The sequence below is a fragment of the Saccharothrix deserti genome (assembly GCF_009769385.1).
In the GTDB taxonomy this organism is placed as follows: Bacteria; Actinomycetota; Actinomycetes; order Mycobacteriales; family Pseudonocardiaceae; genus Actinosynnema; species Actinosynnema deserti.
In genome coordinates this window covers 19,784-32,731 of sequence record NZ_ML775966.1, presented here as the reverse complement: position 1 = coordinate 32,731, position 12,948 = coordinate 19,784, and the positions used below count along the sequence as shown (strand labels likewise).

The 12,948-nt window shown below is 71.4% G+C and carries 10 protein-coding genes; 5 read left to right on the top strand and 5 right to left on the bottom strand.

Annotated elements, in window-relative coordinates:
* Positions 1-2,348 (bottom strand): ATP-binding protein (locus FM051_RS11235; RefSeq protein WP_158842880.1); only part of this gene is annotated, 2,348 nt, incomplete at its 3' end.
* Between the two features lie 106 nt (positions 2,349-2,454).
* On the opposite strand from FM051_RS11235, the gene FM051_RS11230 reads away from it, so the two are divergent.
* Positions 2,455-3,051, top strand: coding sequence for a hypothetical protein (locus FM051_RS11230; RefSeq protein ID WP_158842874.1), 597 nt, complete (start codon positions 2,455-2,457; stop codon positions 3,049-3,051).
* A gap of 67 nt (positions 3,052-3,118) precedes the next feature.
* Here the strand turns inward: FM051_RS11230 and FM051_RS11225 are convergent, their stop codons facing one another.
* Together FM051_RS11225 and FM051_RS11220 are read right to left on the bottom strand one after the other, a co-directional pair.
* On the bottom strand, positions 3,119-4,582 hold the full coding sequence (locus tag FM051_RS11225; RefSeq protein ID WP_158842873.1) for a S8 family serine peptidase: 1,464 nt from the start codon (positions 4,580-4,582) through the stop codon (positions 3,119-3,121).
* A 371-nt stretch (positions 4,583-4,953) separates the two neighbouring features.
* Positions 4,954-5,304, bottom strand: a complete 351-nt coding sequence (locus tag FM051_RS11220; RefSeq protein WP_053722440.1) for a DUF1844 domain-containing protein — start codon at positions 5,302-5,304, stop codon at positions 4,954-4,956.
* A 267-nt stretch (positions 5,305-5,571) separates the two neighbouring features.
* Between FM051_RS11220 and infC the strand changes: the two genes are divergently transcribed.
* The 4 genes from infC to FM051_RS11200 all read left to right on the top strand — a co-directional run bounded on the left by infC (position 5,572) and on the right by FM051_RS11200 (position 7,753).
* Entirely contained in the window at positions 5,572-6,177 is a 606-nt protein-coding gene (gene infC / locus FM051_RS11215; protein ID WP_077006162.1) for a translation initiation factor IF-3, read from the top strand.
* Between the two features lie 73 nt (positions 6,178-6,250).
* Positions 6,251-6,445: a 50S ribosomal protein L35 gene (rpmI, locus tag FM051_RS11210; protein ID WP_053722438.1), complete on the top strand. Its 195-nt coding sequence runs from the start codon at positions 6,251-6,253 to the stop codon at positions 6,443-6,445.
* 73 nt (positions 6,446-6,518) lie between these two features.
* Positions 6,519-6,908, top strand: a complete 390-nt coding sequence (gene rplT / locus FM051_RS11205) for a 50S ribosomal protein L20 (protein ID WP_158842872.1) — start codon at positions 6,519-6,521, stop codon at positions 6,906-6,908.
* Positions 6,905-7,753: a TrmH family RNA methyltransferase gene (locus FM051_RS11200; RefSeq protein WP_158842879.1), complete on the top strand. Its 849-nt coding sequence runs from the start codon at positions 6,905-6,907 to the stop codon at positions 7,751-7,753. The genes rplT and FM051_RS11200 overlap by 4 nt, the downstream gene beginning before the upstream one ends.
* 129 nt (positions 7,754-7,882) lie before the next feature.
* On the opposite strand, the gene FM051_RS11195 is transcribed toward FM051_RS11200, so the two are convergent.
* Both FM051_RS11195 and FM051_RS11190 read right to left on the bottom strand, forming a co-directional pair.
* Positions 7,883-10,699, bottom strand: coding sequence for a hypothetical protein (locus tag FM051_RS11195; RefSeq protein WP_158842871.1), 2,817 nt, complete (start codon positions 10,697-10,699; stop codon positions 7,883-7,885).
* 7 nt (positions 10,700-10,706) lie between these two features.
* Positions 10,707-12,464: an HSP90 family protein gene (locus FM051_RS11190; RefSeq protein ID WP_158842870.1), complete on the bottom strand. Its 1,758-nt coding sequence runs from the start codon at positions 12,462-12,464 to the stop codon at positions 10,707-10,709.
* Positions 12,465-12,948 lie beyond the last annotated feature (484 nt).

Genomic DNA, 12,948 nt, shown 5'->3' with positions numbered 1-12,948 from the left:
ATTTGCCCCAGAACCAAACTGGCGCCCCCCCAAAAGGCCCACACAAACCCCCCCCGCGACCCCACGGAGGCGGCCCGGTCGCGATAAACCCCAGCCGCGACCGGGTCGCCGAGGTCGTCGTGCACGTCGGCCAACGCGCCGAACACCTCCGCCAGGCGGCGGTGCTGACGGTGCTCGTCGGCCGACCCGACCGCCAGCTCCAGCTCGGTCCGCGCCCCGGCCGGATCACCGAGCCGGTGCAGCGCCACCCCGCGCAGGTAGCGGGCATCGCACAGCATCGACGGCGCGGTCGCGGCGCGCAGCATCTCCAGCGCGTCGTCCGCCGCCGCCAGCACCTCCGGCCACCGCGCCAACCGCACCAGGCTGTCCGCCGTGCGCACCAGCAGCGTCGCCGACATCTCGGCCGCCATCACCGGCGCCAGGTCCAGCTTTCCCGACCGCACGTTGGCCAGCAGCTCCAGGTTCACCAGCACGGAGTCCTCGTGCCGCGCCAACCCGTCCAGCACCAACGCCAGGCACGACAACGAGATCTGCTCGCCCAACGGGAACCCGGCCCGCCGGAACAGCTCCTGCGCCCGCCGCGCGCTGACCTGCGCCGCCTCCAACCGCCCGGACCGCAGCTCCGACACCGACCGGTAGTGCACCGCCCAGCCCTGCTCCGTGACGTCACCCGCCGCCACCGACGCGCGCCACGCCTCGTCGTACAACGCCAACGCCTCCGGGAACCGGCGCATCAGCACCGCCAGCGTCCAGGTCAGGAAGTTCAGCTGCACGGCCTCGTCCCGCACGCTGCCCAGCGCACGCGCCGCCGCGACACCGGCGGTGAACACCTCGACCCACGTCTCGCCGCGTCCGCGTTGGTCCGAGTACCAGTGCATGGCGGTGGCCAGCCGCAACACCTCGGCGTGCAGCCCGTCGCCGCCCGCCGACCGCAGCGCGCCCACCCAGTTCCCGGTCTCGACCGCGATCCAGGCGTCCGCGTCCTCCTGGCCGCTCAACGGCCCGGACGGCGCCGTGCTGGCACGCGGCCCGAAGAACCCGGCCGCCGCGACCGCCGTGTCCAGCAGCCAGTCCACCATCCGCCGCCGCGCCTGCCCGACCACCGGCGCGGGCTCCTCGTCCGCCAGCCGTTCACCGGCGAACACCCGGATCAGGTCGTGGAACACGTACCGGCCGGGCACCTCGGCGGTGTCCAGCAGGCTCATGTCGACCAGCTCCTCCAGCGTGTCCTCGGCGGAGAACCGGTCCACGTCGGCCAGCACCGCGGCCAGGTCCGGCCCGAAATCCGCCCCCGGCACCAGGGACAGCCTGCGGAACAGCACCGCGGCCTTCTCGCCGAGCTGCCGGTAGGACATCTCGAACGCGGTGCGCACCTGCAGATCGCCCGAGGTCAGCGCGGACAGCCGGCGGCGCTCGTCCACCAGCTGACCCGCCAGGTGCCCGATCGTCCACTTAGGACGACTCGCGAGCCGGTTGCCCGCGATCCGCAACGCCAGCGGCAGGTGGCCGCACAGCTTCGCCACCCGCGCCGTCGCCACGGGCTCCGCGCCCACCCTGGCACGCCCGGCGATCGCGCCGAGCAACTCGAACGACTCGCCCGGGTCCAGCACGTCCAGCCCCAGCCGCCCGCTCGCCTCCAACCCGCCGAGCACCAGCCGGGACGTCACCACCACCAACGACCCCGACCCGGTCGCCAGCAACGGCCGCACCTGGGCCTCGTCGGAGGCGTTGTCCAGCACCAACAACGTCGACCGCTCCCGCAGCCGCGCCCGGTACAGGTCGGAGCGCTCCGCCTCGCCGGCCGGGATCCGCGTCTCCTCCACACCGAGCGCCAACAGCATCCGGTGCACCACCTCCGACGGGTGCACCGGCCGCACGTCCATACCGCGCAGGTTGAAGAAGAAACACCCGTCCGCGAAACGAGACGCGAGCCGGTACGCCGCCCGCACCGCCAACGCCGTCTTCCCCGCACCCGGCGGACCGTGCACGACGACCAACGACGTGGTGCGCGTCTGCTCCGCGACCGCGGTCAACGCGGCCAACTCGTCCTCGCGCCCCGTCAGGTCGGCGACGTCCGGCGGTAACGCCGAAGGCGTGACCGGAGGCGCGACCGACGGCGAGCGCCGCACCCTTCCTTCCTTGGCCGCGGCCAGCAACTCCCCGATCTCCGGCCCGGCCAACGAGAGCACACCGGCCAGTGCCTCCACCGTGCGCCGCTGGGGTCCCTTGGCGCGACCGCGTTCCATGTCGCTGATCGCCCGAACGCTGACCCCCGAGCCCTCCGCCAGCTCTTCCTGGGTCAGCCGGACCCGCAACCGGTGCGCGCGCAGCAGCTCACCGAACGTCATCCCCACACCCCGACATTAGTGGGCACCGGTACCGGCGACGGCGTCCGACTCCGGCGACGACGGTCACGTCTGTTCCCGGTAACGCACGCCTGGTAGACCACACCTCATGAAGTGGTACGCGGATCGTTCGCCCCGGCTGGCGCGGCAGGTGGTGGCCGACCTGCTGGCGGTCGCCTGGATGTGGTTCTGGGTGAAGCTGGCCCAGGCGGTGGGTGACGCGGTCCGGCTGCTGCGCGCGCCCGGCGACGGACTCGTCGACGCGGGGCGGAACCTGAGCGAGACGTTCGGGGACGCCGCCGCCAAGGCCAGGGAAGTGCCGCTGGTCGGCGGGAAACTGGCCGACGCGCTCGACCGCGGCAAGTCCGCCGGCGGCACGCTGTCCGACGCGGGCAGCACGCAAGTGGAGGCGGTGGAGACGACCGCGCTGTGGCTCACCATCGCGCTGATCGCGATACCGCTGGCGTTCCTGCTGATCACGTGGCTGCCGCTGCGGCTGCGGTTCGCCCGGCGGGCCGCCGTGGCACGGCGGCTGCGCGACCAGGGGCGCTTCGACCTCCTCGCGCTGCACGCGTTGAACACGCTGTCGCTCAAGGACCTGGCGGCCTTCCCCGGCGACCCCGTGGAGGGCTGGCGCCGTCAGGACGCCGAAGTCATCCGGGCCCTGGCCGCCCGGCAACTGCGCGCCGCCGGCGTCAACCCGTGAAACGGCGACGCCGGGGTCCAGGAGGACCCCGGCGCCGCCGGTGACTAACGGGTGGTGATCGTGGTGATTACTGGAAGCGGTGCCAGTAGTACTGCCCGGTCGGGCCGTACAGCACGACGTTCGAGTCGTTCTGCACCATCAGCCGGTCGACCGGCCGACCGTAGGTGAAGGTGTGCCACTTCGCCACACCCGCGGCCGTGTAGACGACGAGGTTGCCGTCGGTCTGCAGGATCGCGTACGTCGCACCCGTGTTGTACGTGTGGGTGTGCCACAACGGCTGCGCCGCCCCGGTGTAGAGCACCAGGTTGCCATCGCTCTGCATGACCAGCCTGTACCGGCCGTCCTGCGACATCTTGGTCTGGCCGGCGTTCAGCCTCTCGCCCTTGGCCAGGATGTCACCGCCCGGCGCACCCGTGAACAGCAGCATGTTCGGCGAACCCGTGGCGGCGTCCACGACCCGAGCCGGCGTCGCGGCCGCGTTCAGCGCGTTCTGGACCTGCTGCGGTGACGCGCCGGGGTTGGCGGCCACGTACAGCGCGGCGGCACCCGCCACGTGCGGCGACGCCATCGACGTGCCGCTGATCGTGTTCGTGTCGTTGTCGCCGGTGCCCCACGCCGAGGTGATGTCCACACCCGGCGCGAACACGTCCGTGCACGTGCCGTAGTTGGAGAAGTACGCCCGGCCGTCGGCCCTGTCCGTGGCGTTGACCGTGATGGCCTCGGCGACACGGGCAGGCGAGTAGTAGCACGCGTCGTCGCCCGCGTTGCCGGACGCGACGGCGTACGTGATGCCCGACGCGATGGACTGGCGCAGGGCCGAGTCCAAGATGTCGTTCGCGTAGCCACCGAGGCTCATGTTCGCCACGGCGGGCTTCTGCGCGTTGGCGGTCACCCAGTCGATGCCCGCCACGACGGTGGCGACGGTGCCCTCACCGAAGCAGTCCAGCACCTTCACGCCGTGCAGCCGGACGCCCTTGGCCACGCCGTACGCGGTGCCGCCGAGCGTGCCCGCGACGTGCGTGCCGTGACCGTCGCAGTCCGAGTTGATGCCGTCACCGGTGGTGTTGGCGTCGAAGCTGGCCCGGCCACCGAAATCGCTGTGCGTGGCGCGGATACCGGTGTCGACGACGTAGGCGTGCACGTTGCTCGCCGTGCCGGCGTAGCTGTAGTTGTTGTTGAGCGGCACGTCACGCTGGTCGGCGCGGTCCAAACCCCAGGACGGCGGGTTCGGCTGGTCGGCCACCTTCTTGACCTTCTGGTCCTGGGCGACGTAAGCCACCGCAGGGTCGTCGGCCAGCCGCTTGGCGGCCTGCTCGCTCATCTTCGCCGCGAAGCCGTTCAGGGCTGCGCGGTAGCGGTGCGTGACCTGGGCCTCGACCTTCGCGGCGACCGCGTCCGTCGTGTGGAAGCCGTCCTTCAGCACCACGATGTAGCTGCCGGCCACGGCGTCCGGTCTGTTGGCGTCACGGATTTCGGCCTCGGCTGCCTGCGCCGGTGTGACCACCAGCGCCGACGCCACTACCGCCGTCACACCGAGACCGACTGCCCCTACCAGCCGTTCCCAAGGCGCGCGAAACTTACCCATGTCTGGGTTCCCCCCTTGTGCAGGGTCGAAAGATCAACAGGTGTTCGCGCGAACGCCGTTAACAATGCCACGCGCTACCCAGATTTCCCACCCTTTAAACATCACTTCTTGGCCCCCTGTCGGCCCACCTCCGCCGCGCGAGCCGAACCCCCAGGTCCCACGTGTGTCCTACGTCCAGGACGTGTGTGTCCTACGTTCAGGACAGGCATGTTGGACACTCAGGCGTGTCCCGCCGCGGGACGTGGGCGTTCCGAGCGTTCAACTCGGGTGCTCCGAACGCAGGACACACGCGTTCCGAACGTAGGACACACGGGGAGTTAGTAGACGGGGCCGGTGTACTTCTCGCCCGGGCCCTGGCCCGGCTCGTCCGGGTAGGCCGACGCCTCGCGGAACGCGCGCTGCACCGACTGGAGCCCCTCGCGCAGCGGACCGGCGTGCGGGCCCAGGTACTCGGCCGACGCGGTGACCAGACCGGCCAGCGCGGTGATCAGGCGGCGGGCCTCGTCGAGGTCGCGGCGCGGGCTGTGCTCGGGGTCCTCGTCGGCCAGGCCGAGGCGTTCGGCGGCGGAGGAGAGCAGCATGATCGCCGCCTTGCTGATCACCTCGACGCTGGGAACATCGGACAGGTCGCGGACGTTGTTCGAAGGCAGGTCGGTCACGGGAGCCATTCTCGCAACCACCTCGAACGGGTCGCCGATTCGGGGGTTGACAAGGCCGTCTGCTACTATTCTCCGCGCGACCAGTCCCCACACCTGTGGGGACGGCAAGTGGAGCCCCGCTCCCACCCGAGTCTGCCGCTTCGAGCAGGTGGCCGGGTCCGGTCCCTCGACGGGTGGACTGCGCCCTTCGTTGTGCGATCGGTCGGAAGCGGGCCTCACACCGGGCAGGTGTGGGGCCTCTTGTCTTTGGCGCACAACGAGTCACAAAGGACGTGAATGACAAGTCCCTCGAACCGAGGTGCTCCCGCGAGCACCGAGCCGCGCATCAACGACCGCATCCGCGTGCCCGAGGTTCGTCTGGTCGGGCCGAACGGCGAGCAGGTCGGGATCGTTCGCATCGAGGACGCGCTCCGACTCGCCCAGGAATCGGATCTCGACCTCGTCGAGGTCGCCGCGCAGGCTCGGCCGCCGGTCTGCAAGCTCATGGACTACGGCAAGTTCAAGTACGAGAGCGCGCAGAAGGCCCGCGAGTCTCGCCGCAACCAGCAGCTGACGGTCATCAAGGAGCAGAAGCTCCGGCCGAAGATCGACCCGCACGACTACCTGACGAAGAAGGGCCACGTGGCCCGCTTCCTGTCGCACGGGAACAAGGTCAAGGTGACCATCATGTTCCGGGGCCGTGAGCAGTCCCGGCCGGAGCTGGGTTACCGACTGTTGCAGCGGCTCGCGGAGGACGTCGCGGAGCTCGGTTTCGTCGAGTCGAACCCGAAGCAGGACGGCCGCAACATGATCATGGTGCTGGCCCCCCACAAGACCACGAAGACCCGCCCGATCAAGCACGACAGCGCCGACGAGGCGACGGCGGAGTCTGTCGAGGAGTGATCTCCCGGCCTCCGGGCCGGGAGCAAGCATGGCCGCCCCCATCCCCGGTGGCTGCACGAGACTGAGGACGGAAATGCCCAAGAACAAGAGCCACAGCGGGACCTCCAAGCGTGTGAAGGTCACCGGCAGCGGCAAGCTCGTCCGCGAGAAGGCCGGCAAGCGCCACCTGCTGGAGAAGAAGTCCAGCAAGCTGACGCGCCGCCTCTCCGGCACCACCGAGGTCGCGAAGAACGACGTGCCGCGGCTGAAGAAGCTGCTCGGCCTCTGAGGCCTTAGACCTTCACCCCCTTGAACACCGGAGCCGGCCCCCACCGGCTCCACGAGATCGACAGGATGGACCCGTGGCACGCGTCAAAAGGGCAGTGAACGCCCAGAAGAAGCGCCGTACCACCCTTGAGCTCGCCAGCGGCTACCGCGGCCAGCGTTCGAGGCTGTACCGCAAGGCCAAGGAGCAGGTGCTCCACTCGCTCAACTACGCCTACCGGGACCGCCGCGCCCGCAAGGGTGACTTCCGGAAGCTGTGGATCCAGCGCATCAACGCCGGTGTCCGCGCCAACGGCATGACGTACAACCGCTTCATCCAGGGCATGCGGCTCGCCGAGATCGAGGTCGACCGCAAGATCCTGGCCGAGCTGGCCGTCAGCGACCCGGCCGCGTTCGCCGCGCTGGTGGAGCTGGCCAAGGCCGCACTGCCCAGCGACGTCAACGCGCCCGCTGAGGACAAGGCCTGAGCGCGAACGACCGCGCACCACGACCCGGGGATGCTCCGTTCACCGAACGGACTCCCCGGGTCGTTGCCGCTGGGCGGCTGACCAGGCGCCCCGGCCGCGACCGCGCCGAACGCTTCCTCGCCGAGGGCGCGCAAGCCGTGCGCGAGGCCCTCTCGTGGGCCGCCGCCGGGCGCGGACGGGTCCACGAACTGTTCGTGACCTCCCTCGCCGCCTCGCGGAACCCCGCGTTGGTGCGCGACGCCGTCGACGCCGGCGTGCCGGTGAGCGCGGTGACGGACAAGGCGGCCGCCGCGCTGTCGGAGACCGTGACGCCGCAGGGCATCGTCGCGGTGTGCTCGCTGGTGGACGTGCCGCTGTCGGCCGCGTTGACGCCGGGGGTGCGGCTGGTGGCCGTGCTGCACGGGGTGGCGGATCCGGGGAACGCGGGCACGGTGGCGCGGGTCGCGGACGCGGCCGGTGCGGACGCGGTGATCTTCGCGGGCGACACGGTCGACCCGCACAACGGCAAGTGCGTGCGTGCGTCGACCGGCAGTGTGTTCCACCTGCCCATCGCGCGGGTGCGGGATGCGGGTGAGGCGTTCGCCGCGTGCCGGGAGGCGGGGTTGCGGCTGGTCGCGGCGGATGGTTACGCGCCGGAGGACCTGGTGACCGCTGATCTGCGCGGGGACCTCGCGGTGCCCACGGCGTGGGTGTTCGGCAGTGAGGCGCACGGGCTGCCCGACGAGGTCGTGGCCGGCTTGGACGCTTCGCTGAAGGTGCCGATCTACGGCGGTGCGGAGAGTCTCAACCTGGCGACCGCGGCGGCGGTGTGCCTTTACACCTCGGCTCGTGCCCAGCGCGCCTGAGCCGGCCTCCTTCCTCGTTCAAGGCGACGCGCGAAGTCGATTTCGGTTCTGGCTGGACATCGAGTTCGCTCGATTTGGTGATCTTGGTTGACAATCGGCGTTGCTCCTCTGGGTCACCATTTCTGCAGGTCAGGCCTCCAGGCGGGTGGTCAGGGCGCGGAGTACGGGGTCGCCTGAGGTTGGTTTGGCTTGGGCGCGGAGGGTTTCTTCCAGGACGTTCGCGATGTCGCCGAGGATCTGTGCCGGCGTCTCGTCGTTGATCAGGGTGCCCGCCCGGCGGGCTTCGGCCTCGGCGTTGACCGGGTCGCCGGATTCCAGGAGGAAGCGGGCACCCCGCGCGACCAGGAAGGTCTGCCAGTCCAGGTCGCCCAGTTGGGCGGCCAGCTCTTCCGCGATGCCGTTCTGCTCCATGGCCGCCGCGTGTTCGCCCGCCTGGGTGTGCAGGAACGCCCGGATCGCGGCGATCCGTGCGGTCAGGTGGGTGCGGTGGTCGAGGTCTTCCACGGACGACAGCAGTTCCTCGGCCGCGGTCAGGGTGGTGGCGCACTCGGCGGCCTCCTCGTTCGGCAGCGCCGCCGCCGCCTCGACCAGGGAACCCGCCGCCTCGGCGAACTCCGACACCGACTGCCACGCCGCCGCCGCGCCCTGGTACGCCGACGCGGCTTCCAACGGCTGGTCCAGTCGGCGCAGGACGCCGGCCAGGACGTCCAGGACCATCGCGCGACGCCACGGCTCGTCCGCCGGGACCATGCCCAGCGCCACTTCCAGGTGGCGGCGGGCGGACTCGGTCTCGTCCAGGCGGGCGCAGACCTGACCCAGGCGGTACCGGACGGGGACGACCACGTCCGGGTCGACGTCGCCGTCCTCGATCACCCGCACCGCCTCTTCGAGCGCTTCGGCGGCCTCCACCAACCGGCCCGACTTGAGGTAGCCGCCGGCCAGCGCGTAGCACGCCTTGGCCACGTCGTCCGGCACGCCGACCTCGTGACCAGCGGTAACGGCGTCGCGCAGCTCCGCGAGGTGCTCGGCCTCCAGCCCCAGCCGTTCGACCGACGCCACCCGCTGCCGGTGCGTCTCGGCCGTCCACGGCCCGCGCGGCGTGCTGAACGAGTCGACGAACTCGGCGGCCGTCCGGACCGCCTCCTCGTCACCCCGAACGGTCTGCAGCTTCAGCAGCAGCCGCAGCGCGTCGAACCGCACCGACGCGGGCGGATCGCTCGCCAGGATGTCCACCACTTCGGTGTGCGCCTCGTCCAACTGCCCGGTCGTGGCCAGGTGCTGGGCCCGGTCGCACCGCGCCCGCGACGCCAGCTCCGGCACCTCGGCCCGCGCCAGCTCCAACGCCTCGGCGACCAGCGCGCCCTGCTCGTCGAACTCCTCCCCGTCGGCCAGCAGGTCCGCCAGCAGCAACCTGGTCAGCACCCGCGTGTACGGGGTGCCGGCGACCTCTGCCTCGGCCAGGCACGTGCGCGCGACCGCCGTGCACTCCTCCAGACCGCCCTCCTCCGCGCGCAGCCCGGCGCCACGCGCCCGGTACCGGTTGGCCAGGTCGTACTCGCCGCACTCGGCCAGCCGCTCGATCGCCACGTCCAGCTCGGCCAGCACCTCGTCCTTCGGCCGCACGTGCCCGCCGACGATCGCCCGCCGCGCCGCGACCAGCGCACCGAGCCGCTCGGGCAGCAACGAGTCCATGTCCTCCGGCAGCGACCGCAGCAGCCGCATGCCGAGCATGAACTCGCCCCGGTCGAACGCCTCGCACATCCGCTCCGCCAACTCCACCGGGTCGCCGACCGCCACCGGCTCCTCCTCGACGGCCTCGAAGGCCTCGAGCGCGGGAGCCGGGGGAGACGCGATCGGCACGGCCAGCGGCACCGGGATCGTGTCGGGTGCGGCGAGCGTCTGCCGGATGCGGCTGCTCACCGCGTCGGTGCCGTTGCGCCGGTCGAACCGGGCCGCGATCTCCAACGCCTGCGCCTCCAGCACCGCCCGCAGCTCGGGCGCGGACATCACCGTGGTCCGCCCGTCCCGCGGCACGGCGAACTCCTCGTCCGGCGACACCCGGCTGAGCAGCAGCGCGGCGCCCGCGGCGAAGTGCATTGCCCGTGACGGGCTGGTCGAGTGGTGCACCCGGTGCAGGTGGCCGCGCAGCAGCTCGACACCGCGCCGCACGTTGCCCGAGCGCGCGCAGAACTCCAGGTGGTCGTCCAGGTAGCCGCCGACCATGTCGTCGCGCACCAGCCGGTACGCCACCACGTGCGCCTGCCGCGCCCGGTCCACGTCGCCCAGCTCCACGAACGCGGGCGTCAACGTGGTCAGGATGCCCTGCGGCTGGGTCGCGCAGCCGGTGTCCTGCGCCAACTGGTGCTCGGCGTGCGCGACCGCCTCGGCGTGCCTGCCCTGCCGGATCAGGTGACCGGCCTGCTCCTCGATGACGCACGCCTCGCAGTCGCTCATCGGGCCGCGGTCCATCGCCAGGTACCGCGCGAAGTGCTCCCGGTACGCCTCGTCGTCGCCGACGTGCGCGGCCAGGTCGGCGCGCGCACCGTGCACCGGCTGCATCGAGTACCCGAGCCGCTGGTAGCGGGCCGCCAACTGGTCCACGAACGAGCCGATCTGCTCCAACGTGAACCGCGGGTCCGCGATCAGGCCGCTGACGATCCACTTGTGCGCCCAGTCGAAGCTGTGCGTCTCCCACTCGTCGAACGCGGTCGGGTCGCGCTGCTCCGCCGTGCCGCACCACGCGAACGGCGCCAGCATCAGGTCGTAGCGGCCCAGGTCGTAGGCCGAGCGGATCAGCGCGATCCGGCAGCTCACCGCCAGCGGCAGGTGGTCGAGGGCGTCCGCGGCACGCGCGGCGCGCTCCAGCGCCTCGTGCCGCGCCATGCCCTCGGGCATGTGGTACGCCTCGACGAACTGGCGCTCGGCGGCGTCCTTCTCCTCGCTCATCGCAGCATCATCCTTTTCGGCCACCGACAGCGCGGTCCAGCAGTTCCAGGAACGAACGGTTCAGCGCCGCGGTGTCCTTCGGGCGCATCGGACGCCGTGCTTGCAGCAGGGCGTGCACGTACAGCGATTCGACGGTCAGCTCCACCAGCGCCGGGTCGGTCAGCTGCGCGAGCCGCCGCACCAGCGGGTTGCGGCAGTTGAGCACGAGCCGCTGCGAGGCGCCCGACGACGACTCCACCAGGCTGCCCAGCAGCTCCGCCCACAGCGGGTCGGCCTGCTCGCCGACCTGCTGCGCGTCCCGCTTGCGCTCGGCCTCCACGTTCGTGACCAGCAGCGCGGGCAGCGAGCCCGGGTCGAAGTCGCGCGGCACGGCCTCGCAGTCGTGCCGTTCGAGCACGTCCCCGGCCTGCGCCAGGCGTTCGCGCAACGTGCGCTCCAGCTCCGGGTCCGGGTCGCCCAACGCGGCCAGCACCTCACTCGGCGCGACCCGGCGCGCGGCGGTCGGGCCGTCCAGTTCGACCAGCCGTTCCATGATCTCGGCGTCGTAGGCGTAACCGGCGTTGACCAGGCCCATGCCCTGGGCGTGCGCGACCGGCGCGAGCTGGCGGAACTCGTCCACGTCCGGCACGTGCGCGATGACGCCGTGCTTGCGGCGGAACTGGCGCAGCGACTGCGGGCCGTCGGTGGTCTCGAACGGCAGCCACCGCTCGACCAGCCGCAGCATCTCGTCGTCCACCCTGGCCAGCGATTTGATGCCCAGGTGGTGCGCGTCCAGCAGGGCTCGGGTGCGGTCCGGGTCCGTCGCGTCGAGCCTCACCAGCCAGTCGCGGACCTGGCGGCCCAGCTCCTCGCGCACGGCGAGCAGTGTCTCGTCCTGGTAGAGCGCTTCGCGGCTCGCGGTCGGCCGCAGCGATGTCGAGTCGACCACGCAGCGCACGAAGTACGCCCACTCCGGCAGCAGGCCTTCGATGGAGTCGCCGACGAGCATCCGCTTCAGGTAGACGCGGTGGGACTGGCGGGCGCCGGGGTGCACGCCGCTCGGCAGCACGTACGCGACGCCCTTGAGGCCCACCGTCGGGACCTCGACCGGGATCGCGTCGAACGGCCGCACGCCCAGCACTTTTTCGCCGTACGCCAAGGCGTCCTCGGTCCACGGCAGCTCGCCGTGCGTGACGACCTCGTCGCCGATCCGGACGGTCACCGGGAGCAGCTCGCCGTACTCGGTGACGAGCGCTTTGACCACGTCCCGTTCCAGCCAGTGCTCGGAGTCGCGGTGCGGCACGAGTTCGATGGTGGTGCCGATCTCGGCGCGGGCCGTCTCGTCGACCTCGACCTCGTAGTTGCCCGCCGCGTCGGCCGTCCACCGCACCGCCGGTCCGCCACGCGCCGACCGGCTGACGAGCCGGATGCGCTCGGCGACCAGGAACGCGGACAGCAGGCCCACGCCGAACTGGCCGAGGAAGCCCTGGCGGGCGAACCCGAGGTCGTCGCGCTTGGACGTGCGGCCGAGCGTGGAGAGCAGGTCGTGGACTTCGCGCTCGGTGAGGCCGATGCCGGTGTCGGAGATGCGGAGGGTGCCGCCGGAGGACCCGACCGGCTCGATCACGACCTCGCCCGGCGCGTCCGGTTGGAGCGCGCGGCGGGCGGTGATCGCGTCCACCGCGTTCTGCAGCAGCTCACGCGCGTACACGCGGGGGCTGCTGTAGAGGTGGTGGCTGAGCAGGTCGATGATCCCGCGCAGGTCGACACCGAAGGTGTGTGCCATGGGAGTGGAGTTCACCTCGGGTCAAGGTCACGTGGGACGGACGATTCTAGGGGCGTGCCGGCGGCTTGTGACCCGGTTTTCCGCTGATCGCCCGCCGGGGTCCTGCTCGCGAAGCCCAGACTGCCACGCCCCACCGACAATTCCGGGCGACCTGCGATTCCACCACCGCCTCCGCCGCTGAACGGCCGGTGGGCCGGTCCGGTTCCGAGGACGACGAGGTGTGGTCGGCGCGCCCGGTGTGGGCGGTCATGCGGACGGTGAGGCAGTCGCGCGGGCGGTGCCGGAATTGTCGGACCCTTGGGGCAGAATAAAAACAGGGGTTCCCTTGGCGGGGACGCCTGCGAAGCCAGTGCCGCGGTTCCCGCGCCGGAACGGCGGCTTCCGGCGTGCGGGTGATGGCCTGGAGTGAGTGCAACGTCACGCAGCGCGCGCTGGGCGGGCGGCGGTGGATCCGGGGTTGGGCCGATCACCTAGGATCGAGCCG